The following is a 16,351-nucleotide window of genomic DNA, read 5'->3' as shown; positions in this document are numbered from 1 at the left end:
CACATCTGCCCATTTGCGCGCCCCACGTGACGACTGCAACGCAAACGGTTTCGACATTCTGTGCGTGCGCGAACTGACCGGCGGTATCTACTTCGGCCAGCCGAAAGGCCGTGAAGGCAGCGGCCAGCACGAGCGTGCGTTCGACACCGAGGTCTATCACCGTTTCGAGATCGAGCGTATCGCCCGTATTGCCTTTGAGTCGGCACGTAAGCGTCGCAGCAAAGTCACGTCCATCGATAAAGCTAACGTGCTGCAAAGCTCCATCCTGTGGCGTGAAATCGTCACCGAAGTCAGCAAGGACTACCCGGACGTGACGCTGGCGCACCTGTACATCGACAACGCCACCATGCAGTTGATCAAAGATCCGTCCCAGTTCGACGTGATGCTGTGCTCCAACCTGTTTGGTGACATCCTGTCTGACGAATGTGCGATGATCACCGGTTCGATGGGTATGCTGCCTTCCGCCAGCCTGAACGAACAAGGTTTCGGCCTGTACGAACCAGCGGGCGGTTCTGCGCCTGATATCGCGGGCAAAAACATCGCTAACCCTATCGCACAGATCCTGTCACTGGCACTGTTGCTGCGCTACAGCCTGGAAGCCGATGATGCGGCCAACGCCATCGAAAACGCGGTAAACACCGCGCTGGCCGAAGGCTATCGTACTGGCGATCTGGCGGGCCGTGACGGCAAAGCCATCAGCACCGACGAAATGGGCGATGCCATTGCCCACTTTGTGGCGCAAGGGGTGTAACCATGAGCAAGACCTTATACCAGAAGTTGTTTGATGCCCACGTGGTGTACGAAACGCAGAATGAGACGCCGCTGCTGTATATCGACCGCCATCTGGTGCATTAAGTCACTTCTCCGCAAACTTTTGATGGTCTGCGTGCCATGGGGCGCAAACTGCGCCAGCCGGGCAAAACCTTTGCCACCATGGATCACAACGTGTCCACCCAGACCAAAGATATCAATGCCTGTGGTGAAATGGCCCGCATCCAGATGCAGGAACTGATCAAGAACTGCGCCGAGTTTGGCGTGCAGTTGTACGACCTGAATCACCAGTATCAAGGCATCGTCCACGTTATCGGGCCGGAACAGGGCATGACCCTGCCGGGTATATGACGATTGTGTACGGAGATTCCCATACCGCTACCCACGGTGCCTTTGGCTCACTGGCGTTTGGGATCGGCACCTCCGAAGTGGAACATGTGATGGCGACGCAAACCCTGAAGCAGGGTCGTGCCAAAGCTATGAAAATTGAAGTAACAGGCCAAGCCGCGCCCGGCATCACCGCAAAAGACATCGTGCTGGCGATTATCGGTAAAACCGGCAGCGCAGGCGGTACAGGTCACGTGGTGGAATTCTGCGGCGACGCCATCCGCGCGTTGAGCATGGAAGGCCGCATGACGCTGTGTAACATGGCGATTGAAATGGGCGCAAAGGCCGGTTTAGTGGCACCGGATGAAACCACGTTTGCCTACCTGAAAGGCCGCCAGTTCGCACCGAAAGGGGCCGATTGGGACGCTGGCGTGACGTACTGTAGCACGTTGAAATCCGATGCAGATGCGGTGTTTGATACCGTCGTCACACTGGATGCCGCCGATATCGCGCCGCAGGTAACCTGGGGTACCAACCCTGGGCAAGTAATCGCTGTGAACCAGAATATCCCCGATCCTGATTCCTTCAGCGATCCGGTTGAGCGTGCCTCTGCCGCCAAAGCGCTGGCGTATATGGATCTGCAACCGGGTATCAAGCTGACCGATGTTGCCATCGACAAAGTGTTTATCGGTTCCTGTACTAACTCGCGTATCGAAGATTTGCGCGCCGCCGCCGCTATCGACAAAGGGCGTAAAGTGGCCGCCGGCGTGCAGGCTATCGTGGTGCCCGGCTCTGGCCCGGTGAAAACCATGGCGGAGCTGGAAGGTCTGGATAAAGTGTTTATTGAAGCTGGGTTTGAATGGCGTCTGTCGGGCTGTTCCATGTGTCTGGCGATGAACAATGACCGCCTGAACCCCGGTGAGCGCTGTGCATCCACCAGCAACCGTAACTTTGAAGGCCGTCAGGGGCGTGCGGGCCGTACTCACCTGGTCAGCCCGGCGATGGCTGCCGCCGCCGTGACAGGGCATTTCGCGGATATCCGCGAATTAATAAGGAGACGCCTGATGGCTAAATTTACCCAACATACCGGGCTGGTCGTGCCGCTGGACGCCGCCAACGTGGACACGGACGCTATTATCCCCAAGCAGTTTTTGCAGAAAGTGACGCGTACCGGCTTCGGCCAACATCTGTTTCACGACTGGCGTTTTCTGGATGACGCTGGGCAGCAGCCCAACCAGGAGTTTGTGCTGAATAAACCGCGCTATAAAGGTGCCACCATCCTGCTGGCGCGCGAAAACTTCGGCTGTGGTTCCTCCCGTGAGCATGCCCCCTGGGCACTGACCGACTACGGTTTTCACGTGGTGATCGCGCCAAGCTTTGCGGATATTTTCTACGGTAACGCGTTTAACAACCAGTTGCTGCCGGTAAAACTGAGTGATAGCGATATCGACGACCTGTTCAAACTGGTCGACGGTACACAGGGCATCACCTTTACGGTGGATCTGGAAGCGCAGACGGTCGACGCTTGCGGGAAAAAATACCCGTTTGAGATAGACAGCTTCCGCCGCCACTGCATGCTCAACGGGCTGGACAGCATCGGCTTGACGTTACAACACGAAGAAGCCATTGCGCGCTACGAACAGCAGCAACCGGCCTTTTTGCGTTAAGTCACAAGGCACCGCTCTGCGGTGCCTTACTGGTAATTCCACCTACCTCGGCCATGCCCGTGTACCTCCGTCATTCCCGCGCAGGCGGGAATCTTTTGCAGAAGTAACGCGTTTCTTCTCACAAAGATCCCTGGCTTTCATCGAGGATAACGGGAAAGTAGCTTTGCCTGTTATTTTACAGCCCCATCCCTTCGCTAAAAGCCTCTCTCAGCGCATCGACAAAGCAACGGATCTTAACCGTTTGCCGCCTTGCCGCAGGCACCAGAACATGCATCGGGCTGGCTGGACCTTCATAGTCCGGCAGAACCTGAACCAAACGTCCGGCTTCAATCTCTTTGCCCAACACATCGGCGGGACCCAAGGTGACGCCATAACCTTCGATTGCCGCAAACAGCAGCGCTTTCCAATCATTGGCGCGAAACCGTCCGGTTGGCCTGACTTCTTCGCTCTGCCCATCACGCTGGAACAACCAGCGGCACGGCACAGTGGGCGTCCATTCGCCGTACACCAGACAAGCGTGATGCGCCAAATCGCTGGGTTTTTCAGGGAAACCCTCGCGCACCACATAAGTGGGTGATGCGCAGGCAATCAGCCGATAGGGCCTTAACGGCCAGGCGATCATCGAACTGTCGGCCAGTTCACCGATGCGCACGATCACTTCAAAACCTTCTTCAATCGGGTCGATCATGCGATCGTTAAGCGTCAGTTCGATCTGCGTATCCGGATAACGATCGAGATAGCGGGTAATAAAGGGCGCAAGTGCATAAGCGCCAAAGGTAACGGGCGCATTAACCCGAATGGTCCCCGACGGCGTTGCTTTCATCTCCAGCGCAATCGCTTCTGCCGCATCGACCTCCGCCAACACTATCTTACAACGTTCGTAATAGCTGTGGCCGATATCGGTCAAACTTTGACGCCGCGTGGTGCGGTTGAGCAATCGAGCCCCCAGACGTGCCTCTAGCCAGGCCACATGCTTAGCCACCCCTTGCGGAGAAAGGTGCAACACCTCGGCCACCGCAACAAAAGAGCCCAGCTCAGCGGCTTTAACAAAGATGTGCATGCTGGTCAGACTGTCCATCATTCACTCCAATTGGTTGTTTATTTATATGTCATTTGTGATTTTATCTTATTTTAGTGGTGAATTACGCTCCCTGTTGATGAATGACGCAACAGGAGATCAGCATGAAAATAGGCATTATTGGCGCGGGCTTTGTCGGACGAACGATTGCCACGCTCGCGATTAACACCGGACATCAGGTTATGCTCAGTAACTCACGTGGCCCGCAAACGCTGTTTAGCTTCCGCTCGATGGTAGGCTGTCAGGCTGGAACGGTTGAAGAGGCCATTCAGTTTGGTGATGTAGTGGTGATAGCCGTTCCGCTGACGGCAATCGATCGATTGCCTGCCGCGCTGCTGGCGGGCAAGCAGGTGCTCGATGCGGTCAATTATTACCAGGAGCGTGATGGTCAGGTTGATGTGCTCGACAGCGCACAAACCACCACCAGCGAACTACTGGCACGCCATTTACCCGGAGCCCTCATCACCAAGGCGTTCAATGCTATTCAGATGACGCAATTGGAAAGCGATGGTTTACCGGCTGGCAGCCCCAACCGTCGCACATTGCCACTGGCGGTGGACAATGCGCAAGGCAAGCAGATTGCCCATGAATTGTATGAAGCTTTCGGTTTTGATGCGGTAGACGTTGGCGCGCTCACCGAAGAATGGCGCTTTGAACGGGGCACTCCTGCTTACTGCGGGCGCATGACCAAAGAGGCGTTGCTGGCGGCACTGGAAGGCGTACAACGCAACTGATGGGCAATAAAAATGCCAGCGGCGCAGGCCGCTGGCTGGTGAAAAGCACCATTACTCAGAAGTTTCTCTACTACCAGAACAGCACTAGAGCCAGTGCCGGTACTCTTCTTCCGACATCGCATCGGTATGCCATTGCGTCACTTGCTGTAACAACGCCAGCTTTTGCTGAGCGCTGATCCCCTCAGCCAGCAGCCAGGGCAATGCAAGAAGAAGTAGTGCCGGTAAAATTGATTGAGCCGTGAAATCGCCATTAGCCACCTCCGTGCTTTCCTTGTTGTGCAGTATCGCCGTAATATAGGAAAAGATAAATTGATGACTTTGGTTCGCGGAGTTCCTCTTTTATGTCATCGACACGTTTGCAACAGCAGTTTGTCCGCCTCTGGCAGCGCTTTCAGGGGCAGGATACCGACACCACGCTTGAAGAGCTGGCCGGGGTATTACTCTGCTCGCGCCGCCATATCCGTTCACTGCTCGGAGCCATGCAAAAAGAGGGGTGGCTGCTGTGGCAGGCGGAAGCGGGACGCGGAAAACGCTCCCGTCTCAGTTTTATCTATACCGGCTTAACGTTGCAACAACAGCGCGCGGAAGACTTGCTGGAGCAGGAACGCGTCGAGCAGTTGATCAGTGATAAAGAGACGGTACGCCAGATGTTGCTTTCCCACCTGGGCCGTCGTTTTCGCCAAGGGGAACATCTGTTGCGCGTGCTTTATTATCGACCACTGCGCAACCTGCTCCCCGGCTCCGCACTGCGACGCTCTGAGATGCATATCGTCAGGCAAATCTTCAGCGGGTTAACCAAGATAAATGAGGAAAACGGGGAAATCGTACCGGACCTCGCGCACCACTGGCAGCAAATTACGCCACACCGCTGGCGTTTTTATTTACGCCCGGCGATCCGCTTCCACGATTGACGCGAGCTGGTGATGAAGGATGTGATCGCCTCGGTGATGCGGTTGACATCGCAGGCATTATTCTCACACATCACACGCGCGACCTCCCCTATTCCCTTTGTGATTGATGTGGAACTTAGCAAACCAGATGGTTGGCTCCCCTGGCTGCTCGGTAGCGCGCATGCCATGATCCTGCCCCACGACTGGCAGGCACAGGCCGATTTTGCGCGCCCCCCTGTCGGCACCGGCCCCTATGCGGTGGAGAAAAACAGCGACAGTCAGCTGAAAATAAAAGCCTTTGATGACTATTTCGGCTACCGGGCGCTGATCGATGAGGTCAATATCTGGGTGTTGCCAGACGCCTCCGAAGAGCTGCCGGTGTCCATTCAGGTACAAAGCGACACCTCCACGCGCGACAAGCTCGAAAGCCGCATGGAGGAAGGATGCTATTTCCTGCTGTTTGACACCAGCTCTGCGCGAGGCGCAAACAGCGAGGTGCGCAGCTGGATCAGCCAGATCTTCCACCCTATCACGCTGCTCAGCCAGACGACGAGCACCCACCGACATAGCTGGTCGCCAGCGTACAGCTTACTGCCTCGTTGGCATCACCAACGTTTTGAGAATCAACCACTGAAACCTGCTGGCCTGACTGATATCACCCTGACGTTTTATCAGGAGCACCCCGAGTACCGCATCATTGGCGAGATCATGCATGACCTGCTGGCACAACAGGGCGTGACACTGCACATACAGAAAGTCGACTACGAGCAATGGTATCTGGGAGAAGCGGAAAGCGACATCTGGCTGAGCAGTGTCAACTGCTACCCTACGCTGGAGTTTTCGCTGTTCGCCCTGCTGTATGAGTTGCCGCTGCTGCGTCACTGCCTGAGCGATTCGTTACAACAAGACGCACGGCGCTGGCACGCTCAAACGCTCTCTATCGCCGACTTCAGCCATCGCCTGATTGACAGCGGTGAGATCCACCCGCTGTTTCACCACTGGTTACAGTTGCAGGGACAGCGCAGCATGCGCGGCGTGCGCATGAACATGTTGGGCTGGTTCGACTTTAAATCCGCCCGGTTTGTGCCGCCGGAGCACGACGCCGACTTTCCCTGATGCTACAAACCCTTTACAATAATGACGTTCTCAACGGGTGTAGGCCGTTTGTTGGCGATATCGCATTGTCAACGCAAGGTATTTATGCTGAGAAAATACCCGTCGAACCTGATCCGGTTAATACCGGCGAAGGGATTTAAGGGTGCATTCGCCTGCCTCAAAGTCCTTTGCCACCCTAATATACCCAGGAGTGCAAAGTGTTACAGTCGCTATTATCCCGTTTATTACTTCCTGTATTCGGCCTCTCTGCCGTACTGTTCGGCTCTGCTGCCGCTAATACCAAGCCCGCATTGACCGTTTACACCTACGATTCCTTCGCGTCTGAATGGGGCCCCGGCCCGGCGATTAAAAAAGCCTTCGAAAAAGAGTGCGAGTGCGAATTAAATTTCGTCGCGCTGGAAGATGGCGTTGCCCTGTTGAACCGCTTGCGTATGGAAGGTAAAAACAGCAAAGCGGATATCGTCCTGGGGCTGGATAACAACCTGCTCAAAGCGGCAGCGGATACCGGGCTATTTACCCCACACCACGTGAAAACCGACGCGTTAACGCTGCCCGGCGGCTGGAACAACGCCACGTTCCTGCCTTACGATTACGGCTACTTCGCGTTCGTCTACAACAAAGACACGCTAAAAAATCCACAGACCAGTCTTGATGCCTTGATCAACAGCGAGCAACCGCTGAAGGTAATTTATCAAGACCCGTGCACCAGTACGCCGGGGCTGGGCCTGCTGCTGTGGATGCAAAAGGTGTATTGGCGATAAAGCGCCTGACGCCTGGCAAAAACTGGCGCGTAAAACCGTTACCGTCACCAAAGGGTGGGGTGAAGCTTACGGTCTGTTCCTTAAAGGCGAAGCAGATCTGGTGCTGAGCTACACCACCTCTCCGGCCTATCACATTATCGAAGAGAAAAAGACTAACTACGCAGCGGCGCTGTTCAGCGAAGGCCACTATATGCAAGTTGAAGTTGCCGGACAGTTGACCGCCAGCAAGCATCCGGAACTCGCTAACCGCTTTATGCAGTTTATCCTCAGCCCGACGTTCCAAAGCCTGATACCAACCACCAACTGGATGTATCCGGTCACTGGCGTGGCACTGCCAGAAGGTTTTCAATCGCTGGCGCTCCCGGAAAAAGCGCTGTCCTTTAGCGCACAAGAGGTGGCAGACCTGCGTGGGCAGTGGATTCAGGCATGGCAACGCACCGTCAGCCGCTGATCCCACACTGGCTCTGGCCTGGGCTGTTTATCGCGGCATTGCTGGCAGGTGTTGCCCTGCTCGCGTTTGGCGCTCTCTGGCATCAGGCTCCTGATACCCCATGACAGACGCTATGGGGTGACAGCTATGTATGGTACGTAGTGCGCTTTACCTTTTGGCAGGCATTGCTTTCGGCGCTACTCTCCACGCTGACCGCCATTGTGCTGGCACGCGCCCCCTACCGCCGCTATTTCCCCGGCAGAACCTGGCTGTTACGCCTGTGCGCCATGACGCTGGTGTTACGGTGTTGGTGGCGGTATTTGGCATACTGTGCGTCTACGGGCGACAGGGCTGGCTGGCACAAGGCTTAAGCGCACTCGGCATCGACTACACCTTTTCCCCCTATGGCCTGCAAGGGATTCTGTTGGCCCACGTGTTCTTCAATCTGCCGCTGGCGACACGTCTGCTGTTGCAAGCCCTGGAGTCCATCTCCAAGGAGCAGCGTCAGTTAGCGGCCCAGTTGTGCATGAATGCCTGGCAAACCTTTCGTCTCATTGAATGGCCGTGGTTACGGCGTCAAATACTGCCCAGTGCGGCACTGATTTTCATGCTCTGCTTCGCCAGTTTTGCCACCGTACTCTCACTCGGTGGAGGCCCGCGCGCCACTACGATCGAATTGGCTATCTATCAGGCATTGAGCTTTGATTACGATCCTGCGCGCGGCTAGATTGGCATTGATCCAGATGGTCTGTTGTCTGGGGTTGGTGCTACTGAGCCAACGACTCGGATCGTGGTTCGCCGTGGGCAATACCCAGCAATTGCGCTGGCGCAACCCACAGGATTCGCTGGCTGGACGGTTGGGCGATACCGCGATTATCGTTGCTGTGCTGTTATTGCTGCTGCCACCTTTGCTAGCCGTGGTGCTGGATGGTCTCAGTCCTGCGATGCTGGCGGTGCTCAAACAGCCCGCGCTGTGGCAAACGCTGTGGACATCCCTGCGTATCGCGCTCGGCACAGGTGTGCTTTGCGTCATCCTGACCCTGATGCTGCTGTGGAGCAGCCGTGAGCTGAAACTGCGTCATCAGCGGCCTGCTAATTCTGGCGATGCCGGGCATTGTGTTGGCGACAGGCTTTTTTCTTGTGCTTAACAACACCGTAGGGCTACCGACATCCCCCTATGGGCTAGTGGTCGCCACTAACGCGCTGATGGCCATACCCTATGCGCTCAAGGTGTTGGAGAACCCGATGCTCGACATCGCTCAGCGCTATAATCTGCTGTGTCAGTCTCTGGATATTCGCGGTTGGAACCGTCTTCGTCTGATTGAGTTGCGCGCGTTGCAACAACCGATCGCGCAGGCAATGGCATTTGCCTGCGCGATCGGTTGGGGATTTCGGCATTATCGCCCTGTTTGGCAATGAGCAGTTCCGCACGTTGCCCTTCTATCTTTACCAACAAATTGGCGCTTATCGCAGCGCAGACGGTGTGGTAACCGCACTGCTGCTGATGCTGCTCTGTTTCGCGTTGTTTACCGTGATGGAGACATTGACCCTGTGGCAAAAACGGGCGGGCCGACATGCTGTCGTTGAATAAACTCACTTATCTCTATCAACAGGCCCCCATGCAGTTCGATGTCAACATCGCTGCGGGAGCGCGCGTTGCCATGTTGGGGCCAAGTGGTGCGGGAAAAAGTACGCTGCTCAGCCTGATTGCCGGTTTTTTATTACCGAACAGCGGCGAACTGTGGCTAAATGGCGACAATCATCGCTATACGCCGCCCGCCGAGCGCCAGGTGTCAATTCTGTTTCAGGAAAACAACCTGTTCCCACACCTGACGCTGGAGCAAAATATTGCGCTTGGCCTACACCCCGGTTTGCGTCTCACGGCAGCACAGCGTCAGGCATTGCACGCTATTGCAGAACACGTGGGCTTAAACAGCCTGATGCAGCGCCTGCCCGCGCAGGTGTCTGGCGGTCAACGCCAGCGCGCCGCATTGGCCCGCTGCCTGCTGCGCCAACGCCCTGTCCTGCTGCTGGATGAACCGTTCTCCGCGCTCGATCCGGCGCTGCGTCAGGATATGCTCACACTGGTTGATAGGGTGTGTGCAGAGAAGCAGCTTACGCTGCTGATGGCCACTCACTATCTGGATGACGCATTGCGTATTGTTCCACTCAGTCTGCTGTTGGTCGACGGGAACATAGCCTACGATGGCCCCACGATGTCGCTGTGTGACGGCAGCCGAAGAGGGGCTTAACGTTAAGGTCATCCTGATGAACAATCAGGCATTAGGGCTGGTGCACCAACAGCAAGACCTGTTCTATGGGCAGCGCATCTTCGCCGCTGACTACCGCTATCAAACCGATTTTATCAGCATCGCTCGTGGCTTTGGCTTCGCGGCGTATGACCTGAATAACGCAGACGATCCGACTGCCATGTTGGCAGATGCCCTGCACACGCCGGGCGGGGCCAACACCAACATGATTGGAGACTGACACTATGCAAAATCAATCAACTTCGTCTCACGTAACACTAGAACTGGCGGTACGTAACCACCCAGGCGTCATGTCTCATGTGTGTGGACTGTTCGCCCGTCGCGCTTATAACGTGGAAGGAATTCTGTGTATGCCGCTAGCCGGAGGCAAAGAGAGCCGCATCTGGCTTCTGGTGCAGGAAGACAACCGACTACCGCAGATGATAAGTCAGATGGAAAAACTGGAGGATGTGCTACAGGTGCGCCGCCACGGTGCCGACATGCGCATTTTTGATCAGGTGGCTGAGTTTTATCGTTGAGCGATCTGACGCTAATCTCACTGAGCTGGACGGCGTTGCTGACAAACAGCACTGCTTCCAGCGTCATTCCGACCCACCACCGCCATTCCCGCGAAAGCGGGAATCTCTTACCGAGGAAACGCTTTTATTCTCAAAGAGATCCCCGGCTTTCGTCGAGAATGACAAGAGAGGAACCGGGAAACACGGACATGCCGAAAAGGGGACAGCAACCTCACTTCTATCGGATATTTCACCGAACCAAACGCGCCCCAATAACGTTATCCTCGCAGCACCACTTTACCTAGCAGATTGGTGTACACCGGCATCATCGGGTGTTGAAGCAACATCACTACCCCCGCGACGGCGGCCGTCATGGTCAACGGAGCCAACCAGTGTAAACGCGCCACGGTTAACCACTTCAAGCGTTTACGGCTTTTGGTTTGCTTACGACTGTTCCACCAGCGCCAACCTAGCCATCCGGCAAGCCACACCAGTATTGCCACCCCCAGCAGCAACCAGCGGAATGACGCGCTGTTGCTACCAGACGGAATGTCATACGCGACGCCCGCCAAAATGCCCGGCATAAAATAGACTGGCGGCCAGACAATGCAGCCAATGATATTAGGCAGCGCAAAGCGCGTGGGGGGAAGCGCCAGCATCCCAGCTACCATCTGGATCAACAGGCGGGTTGGGCCAACGAAGCGCCCGATGATGATCGTGGGCATCGGGTGTTGGTGCAAGGCGTGCTCCGTGCGGCGCAGTAAAGTCTGGTGTTTCTTTAAAAACGACCAATTGTGCAGTGGCGTTTTGAATTTCCAACCGATGAAATAGGATATCCAATCGCCTAGCAGGCAGCCCATCGACCCGGCACCCCATGCCGCGTACAGGCTCAGTTGCCAGCTACCGATGAGCGCGCCCAATGTCGCCATCATCACCGTGCCGGGCAGCAACAGCCCCACCAGCGCCAGCGATTCCAAAAAAGCCACTAACATCACCGCAATCAGCGAATAGGTGACAGATTGGGTCACAAAATGATCCAGCCACGCTTCCATAAAGTCCTACCGGGTTATCAACGGCACCTTTGGTTTAATAAACAGAGTGTTCAATAAACAGGACATTGGATAAAAGGGAGAACATTGTCAGGATCATAGCAGACGGCATCAATAGCGGGTTTTTCTATACATACAATCATGAGTAAAAAGGCACTCGCGCGGGATCATCCCCCGAGATACATCCGTTTCACCTCAGGATTGGCGAGAATATCCGCCGCCGCCCCGTGCAGTACGATATTGCCATTCTCCAGCACATAAGCACGGTCGGCGATTTTCAATGCCGCCGTCGCATTCTGTTCTACCAGCGGAATGGTAATGTTCTCATTCTGCAACTGCTTGATGATGTTGAACACCTCGCCCACAATCTTCGGTGCCAACCCGAGGCTGGATTCATCCAACATCAGCAAGACAGGCTCGCTCATCAGGGCGCGTGCAATCGCAGCATCTGCTGTTCGCCGCCGCTCATGGTGCCCGCCATTTGATGGCGGCGCTCCTTTAAGCGAGGAAACAGGGCATACATCTTCTCACACAGATAATAGAAATTGACTGGGTTGTTGTACGCCACCATTTTCAGGTTTTCTTCAATCGTCAGGTTGGTGAACACCTTGCGCCCTTCCGGCACCAGCGCCAGCCCTTTGCGCGCAATCTGGTGCGTTTGGCTGTGTGTGACCTCTTCATTGAGGAAGGTTACCGTACCCGACGATTTCACCATGTTGAGGATACCGCTCAGCGCCGAGGTTTTTCCTGCGCCGTTACTCTCAATCAGGGTAACAATTTCGCTGTTATTGACCTCTATATCGACGCCTTTCAGTCCATGAATCAACCCGTAAAATACCTGTAGATTTTCGGTCTTAAGCATAGTCGATGTCCCCCAGATAGGCGGCAATCACCTCTTTGTTGTTGATGGCCTCCTGCGTCTTCCCGCTAAACAACGGCTTGCCGTAGTCCAGCACCATGACACGTTCACACAGCGTGTTGACAAACAACATATCATGTTCGATCAACAGCACTGTCAGTTTGAAGTCATCGCGCATTTTGAAAATCAGCTGCGCTAGTTCGCTGGTCTCTTTCTGGTTCATGCCTGCAGCGGGCTCATCCAACAGCAGCAGTGATGGCGACGTCGCCAATGCGCGGGCGATCTCCACCTTGCGTTGATTCCCATAGCTGAGGTTAGTGGCCAGGGCATTGGCATGCTGGGCAATCCCGATGTACTCCAGAATCTTCATAGCCTCTTCTTTGGCTTTGCGTTCTGCCGAAAAGAAACGCCCCATATGCAGTGCCGCCTCAATAAATGAGTAATGAATCGCGCGTCGAAACCGCTCAAGACGTTCTCCAGCACCGTCATGGAACCGAACAGGCGGATATTTTGAAACGTGCGCGCAATCCCCTTGTTAACCACTACATTAAGTTTTAGCCCCGTGATGGTGGTATCTCCTAAACTGACGCAGCCCGAGGTCGGCTTGTAGTTCGAGGTAATCACGTTGAACATGTTGGTTTTGCCCGCACCGTTCGGGCCGATAAGCCCAAAGATCTCGGCTTCATTGATGCTGAAACTGACGCTATCAATCGCACGCAGCCCGCCAAACTGCATCACAATGTTGTCGACGTTAAGAACCGTTTTATTTTCCATGACGGCGCTTCCTGTTGATTTCCCAAATCTCCTGTTTTCCCAGCAGCCCTTCGCGGGCAAACAACATGATGACCAGCAACACCAGGGAGAACACCACCATACGTAAGCCGGGGTGTGAGCCCAGATCCTGACCGAACAGATTGAGCGGCTGATCGAGGAAGCGCAGCCATTCACCGCTACCCACCACAATGATGGTGCCAAGGATCGCCCCCGTGGTTCTGCCCAAACCACCCAGCACGATGATGATCAGCAGTTGGAAAGTCAGCATGAAGTCAAACAGGTCGGGAGAAGTAATGGTCAGCAGGCCACCGCCGATACCTTCGAAAAAGGCGCTAGTGGCAAAGGCATAGGTTTTCATGCGGAAGGTGTTGATGCCCATGGCAATCGCCGCATCCTCATCATCACGCACCGCTTTCATGGCACGGCCGTATTTGGAATACACCACCTGCAACACCAGCACGATGGCCACCAGCGCCACCAATCCACACCAGAACAGCATATTGCTGGCCTGCGGGATCTCATTGATGCCGATAGCGCCGTTGGTGATTTGCGGGTTATTGATCGCCAGGATTTTGATAATAAAACCGAACCCCAGGGTTACTATCGCCAGGTAGTCGCCGCGCACCCGAAACACAGGGAACGAGAGACGCACCGCCAGCACCGCAGCACACAGGCCGCTGATCAACAGCGCCGGTAAAAATGAGGTGTGAATAGCCAAAATGAACGGGCTGGTCGCGGCCATTTCGTACATATTGGTTTTGGCATCGGCTGTTAACAGCAAAATAGCGGTCACGTAAGCCCCTACCGCAACAAAGCCGTTTGGCTCCAGAGAGAGTTGCCCGGTGACGCCGTTAATCAGGTTGTAGCTAACCGCCAAGATCATAAAAATGAAGATGTTGCAGATAATGCGGATGATGTAGTCGTTAAACAGGTTTTGAAAAACGCTCAGCATCAGCACACTGACAACCAGCAGCGCTGCATAACAAAAAAAGTTGAGAGAGACGTGGCTGGCATTTTCATCAGAAGCGACTCCTTTCCAACCGCTCGTCGCCCATGATGCCGACCGGTCTGAATAGCAAAACCAAAATCAAAAACATAAATGCAAAGGCGTCTTTATACCCCCCAGTTCCGGCACCGCGGCAACCGCCACCACTTCGGTGAACCCCAGGATAAAGCCGCCGATCACTGCTCCGGTGACGCTGCCGATCCCCCCGAGCACGGCGGCGGCAAAGGCTTTCAGACCGATCAAGACCCCCATCAGCGGATCAATGGTGGGGTAGCTGGTGGCGTAAAAGATCCCGCCGAGAGCGGCCAGCGAGCTGCCGAGCGCAAACACAAACGCAATGATATGGTTGGCATCGATCCCCATCAGGCGCACGGTGTTGACATCAAAGGCCACGGCGCGGATCGCCATGCCTTGACGGGTGCAATAGAGAATGAACAAGATCCAGGCCAACAACACCAGCGTCACCAGCGGCACAATCCAGGCCACGTTGGTGATTATGATGCTGCCGAACGTGATAGTGCGGTTGAAAAATGGCGGCGTTTCAAAGAAACGCGGGCTGCCGCCAAACAGCACGTTGAACAGGTTTTCCAAAAAGAAGCTGACACCGATGGCGGTGATCAGCATGGGGATTTTTGACGCGCCGCGCAGTGGCCGATAGGCAATCTGATCGATACAGACCCCGAGCAGCGCAGAAAACAGCACGGCAAACAGAATTGCTGCCCCGAAGGGCAGCGCAAAATAGGTGGTACCAAACATGGCAAGAAATGCCCCCACCATCATGATATCGGCATGAGCAAAGTTGATCAGACGTAGCACGCCATACACCATGGTATAACCAATAGCGATCAACGCGTACATACTGCCCAAACTCATGCCGTTAACGACCTGTTGGAAGAAAATGGCTGCATCCATTTTTTAATCCTTATTTTCCCGCGATTACGGGTTTACCACCGTTTTGAACGCCAGTTCGCCGTTTTTCACTTCGTTGATCACCACGCTGCGGATAGCATCGCCATCTTTCAGCGTCAGCGTGCCAGTGATGCCGCTGGTAGCACGGATTTTGTCATTAACGCACACGCGATCTTTCGGATTATCACACTGGTTCATGGCATTGATGATCATCTTGTAGGCATCGGCCGTCATCGCGCCCCAGGTGTGGGTCGGTTCACTGTATTTTTCCGTCCAGGCTTTGATGAATTTCTCCCCTTCCGGCGTTTGCTCTTTGGCATTCGGTGAGTAGTAATCGGTGGTCATGTAACCTTTTACCGCATCCTGGCCCAGTTTGAAGAACACTGGATCCGCCGCCAGACCGTCACCGCCTACCACCGGCACGTTCAGGCCCAGTTGTTTGGCCTGCACCGCAATCAGCGCGCCTTCGGTGTAGTAGATCGGCATATAAATCATGTCGACATTCTTGGCTTTAACCGAGGAGAGTTGTGCTTTGAAATCTTTGCTGCCGCCAGGAGCCTGCACTTCGATAGGAATGGTGCCCCCGTTTTTCAGGAACTGAGTACGGAAGGCTTTAGCGAGACCAACGGAGTAGTCGTTGCTGCTGTCATACATAATCGCCGCGTTTTGGCACCCAGATCGCGTTATGCCAGGTTAGCGCCAACGATCCCCTGGAAGCTGTCAGAGAAGCACACGCGGCTCACATATTGACGGCCACTGGTTACACGGTCGTTAGTGGCCGTGGGAGAAACCAACGGGGTTTTGGTGTCTTCCGCCATTTTGGTCATCGCCAGCGTGTTGGTGGAGGTCACTTCACCGATCACCGCATCGACTTTATCGCTCGAAACCAGACGCTGCATGGCGTTAGCCGCTTCTACCTTGTCGCTTTTGTCATCGATAATGATTCAGTTTGACGGTATCGCCATTTTTCAGCGTCGGCTCCATGCTGTTTACCAGCTCAACGCCTTTCTGAGAGGGCTGACCATATCCGCTGAGCGGGCCGCTTAACGGTAACACTACGCCGATTTTAATTTCTTCCGCCATCACGTTGGCGGCACCCATGACAGAGGAAACCAATGCTGCTGCTACCGTCAGTTTGACCAGTTTGTGATTCATATCATCGCCCCATCAGTAATAAGAGATTACGTCCCTTTAGTAGAATGGAGCCACAGAG

Annotated in this window: 8 protein-coding genes and 10 pseudogenes; 10 read left to right on the top strand and 8 right to left on the bottom strand. The window is 54.9% G+C overall.

Annotated elements, in window-relative coordinates:
* Nucleotides 1–25: 25 nt before the first annotated feature.
* From leuB to leuD, 3 genes and pseudogenes are all read left to right on the top strand, one after another.
* A pseudogene (gene leuB, locus JZM30_RS07475) lies at nt 26–751 on the top strand (3-isopropylmalate dehydrogenase); the annotation flags it as partial.
* 2 nt (nt 752–753) lie between these two features.
* Nucleotides 754–2,147 (top strand): annotated as a pseudogene (gene leuC / locus JZM30_RS07470) (3-isopropylmalate dehydratase large subunit); the annotation flags it as partial.
* Nucleotides 2,148–2,162: 15 nt separating this feature from the next.
* Nucleotides 2,163–2,765, top strand: a complete 603-nt coding sequence (gene leuD, locus JZM30_RS07465) for a 3-isopropylmalate dehydratase small subunit (RefSeq protein ID WP_252318778.1) — start codon at nt 2,163–2,165, stop codon at nt 2,763–2,765.
* A gap of 175 nt (nt 2,766–2,940) precedes the next feature.
* Here leuD and JZM30_RS07460 read toward each other — a convergent pair whose 3' ends face one another.
* Nucleotides 2,941–3,843 carry a LysR family transcriptional regulator gene (locus tag JZM30_RS07460; RefSeq protein WP_252318777.1) on the bottom strand — a complete coding sequence of 301 codons (903 nt, stop codon included), beginning with the start codon at nt 3,841–3,843 and terminating at the stop codon, nt 2,941–2,943.
* Nucleotides 3,844–3,947: 104 nt separating this feature from the next.
* On the opposite strand from JZM30_RS07460, the gene JZM30_RS07455 reads away from it, so the two are divergent.
* Nucleotides 3,948–4,577 (top strand): NADPH-dependent F420 reductase, encoded by a 630-nt coding sequence (locus tag JZM30_RS07455; RefSeq protein WP_252318217.1) that lies wholly within the window; start codon nt 3,948–3,950, stop codon nt 4,575–4,577.
* An 84-nt stretch (nt 4,578–4,661) separates the two neighbouring features.
* On the opposite strand, the gene sgrT is transcribed toward JZM30_RS07455, so the two are convergent.
* A complete protein-coding gene (sgrT, locus tag JZM30_RS07450) occupies nt 4,662–4,835 on the bottom strand; it encodes a glucose uptake inhibitor SgrT (RefSeq protein WP_252318216.1) in 174 nt (57 codons plus the stop codon).
* A gap of 83 nt (nt 4,836–4,918) precedes the next feature.
* On the opposite strand from sgrT, the pseudogene sgrR reads away from it, so the two are divergent.
* The 6 genes and pseudogenes from sgrR (at nt 4,919) to ilvN (ending at nt 10,562) form a co-directional block, all read left to right on the top strand.
* Nucleotides 4,919–6,583, top strand: a pseudogene (sgrR, locus tag JZM30_RS07445) (HTH-type transcriptional regulator SgrR).
* Nucleotides 6,584–6,780: 197 nt separating this feature from the next.
* Nucleotides 6,781–7,795 (top strand): annotated as a pseudogene (gene thiB, locus JZM30_RS07440) (thiamine ABC transporter substrate binding subunit).
* A pseudogene (thiP, locus tag JZM30_RS07435) lies at nt 7,771–9,365 on the top strand (thiamine/thiamine pyrophosphate ABC transporter permease ThiP). Before thiB ends, thiP begins: the two co-directional pseudogenes overlap by 25 nt.
* A complete protein-coding gene (gene thiQ, locus JZM30_RS07430) occupies nt 9,349–10,026 on the top strand; it encodes a thiamine ABC transporter ATP-binding protein ThiQ (RefSeq protein WP_252318215.1) in 678 nt (225 codons plus the stop codon). Before thiP ends, thiQ begins: the two are co-directional and overlap by 17 nt.
* A pseudogene (locus JZM30_RS07425) lies at nt 10,004–10,234 on the top strand (thiamine pyrophosphate-dependent enzyme); the annotation flags it as partial. The gene thiQ and the pseudogene JZM30_RS07425, both read left to right, overlap by 23 nt.
* 34 nt (nt 10,235–10,268) lie before the next feature.
* On the top strand, nt 10,269–10,562 hold the full coding sequence (gene ilvN, locus JZM30_RS07420) for an acetolactate synthase small subunit (protein WP_252318213.1): 294 nt from the start codon (nt 10,269–10,271) through the stop codon (nt 10,560–10,562).
* Between the two features lie 257 nt (nt 10,563–10,819).
* On the opposite strand, the gene JZM30_RS07415 is transcribed toward ilvN, so the two are convergent.
* The 6 genes and pseudogenes from JZM30_RS07415 to JZM30_RS07390 all read right to left on the bottom strand — a co-directional run bounded on the left by JZM30_RS07415 (nt 10,820) and on the right by JZM30_RS07390 (nt 16,239).
* Nucleotides 10,820–11,593 (bottom strand): DedA family protein, encoded by a 774-nt coding sequence (locus tag JZM30_RS07415; RefSeq protein WP_252318212.1) that lies wholly within the window; start codon nt 11,591–11,593, stop codon nt 10,820–10,822.
* A gap of 164 nt (nt 11,594–11,757) precedes the next feature.
* Nucleotides 11,758–12,452 (bottom strand): annotated as a pseudogene (locus tag JZM30_RS07410) (ABC transporter ATP-binding protein).
* A pseudogene (locus JZM30_RS07405) lies at nt 12,445–13,223 on the bottom strand (ABC transporter ATP-binding protein). Before JZM30_RS07405 ends, JZM30_RS07410 begins: the two co-directional pseudogenes overlap by 8 nt.
* A complete protein-coding gene (locus tag JZM30_RS07400) occupies nt 13,213–14,196 on the bottom strand; it encodes a branched-chain amino acid ABC transporter permease (RefSeq protein WP_252318776.1) in 984 nt (327 codons plus the stop codon). Before JZM30_RS07400 ends, JZM30_RS07405 begins: the two are co-directional and overlap by 11 nt.
* A gap of 46 nt (nt 14,197–14,242) precedes the next feature.
* Nucleotides 14,243–15,141: pseudogene (locus JZM30_RS07395) on the bottom strand (branched-chain amino acid ABC transporter permease).
* Nucleotides 15,142–15,165: 24 nt separating this feature from the next.
* Nucleotides 15,166–16,239, bottom strand: a pseudogene (locus JZM30_RS07390) (ABC transporter substrate-binding protein).
* Nucleotides 16,240–16,351: the final 112 nt, after the last annotated feature.

The organism is Candidatus Symbiopectobacterium endolongispinus (assembly GCF_018777385.1).
Taxonomy (GTDB): domain Bacteria; phylum Pseudomonadota; class Gammaproteobacteria; order Enterobacterales; family Enterobacteriaceae; genus Symbiopectobacterium; species Symbiopectobacterium endolongispinus.
This window is presented reverse-complemented; position numbering and strand designations above follow the sequence as displayed.

Excerpts from the sequence above, each read along its gene's own strand:
- thiQ (WP_252318215.1), top strand. The coding sequence starts at position 9,349 with ATGCTGTCGTTGAATAAACTCACTTATCTCTATCAACAGGCCCCCATG.
- JZM30_RS07415 (WP_252318212.1), bottom strand. The coding sequence starts at position 11,593 with ATGGAAGCGTGGCTGGATCATTTTGTGACCCAATCTGTCACCTATTCG.
- JZM30_RS07455 (WP_252318217.1), top strand. The coding sequence starts at position 3,948 with ATGAAAATAGGCATTATTGGCGCGGGCTTTGTCGGACGAACGATTGCC.
- JZM30_RS07460 (WP_252318777.1), bottom strand. The coding sequence starts at position 3,843 with ATGGACAGTCTGACCAGCATGCACATCTTTGTTAAAGCCGCTGAGCTG.
- ilvN (WP_252318213.1), top strand. The coding sequence starts at position 10,269 with ATGCAAAATCAATCAACTTCGTCTCACGTAACACTAGAACTGGCGGTA.
- leuD (WP_252318778.1), top strand. The coding sequence starts at position 2,163 with ATGGCTAAATTTACCCAACATACCGGGCTGGTCGTGCCGCTGGACGCC.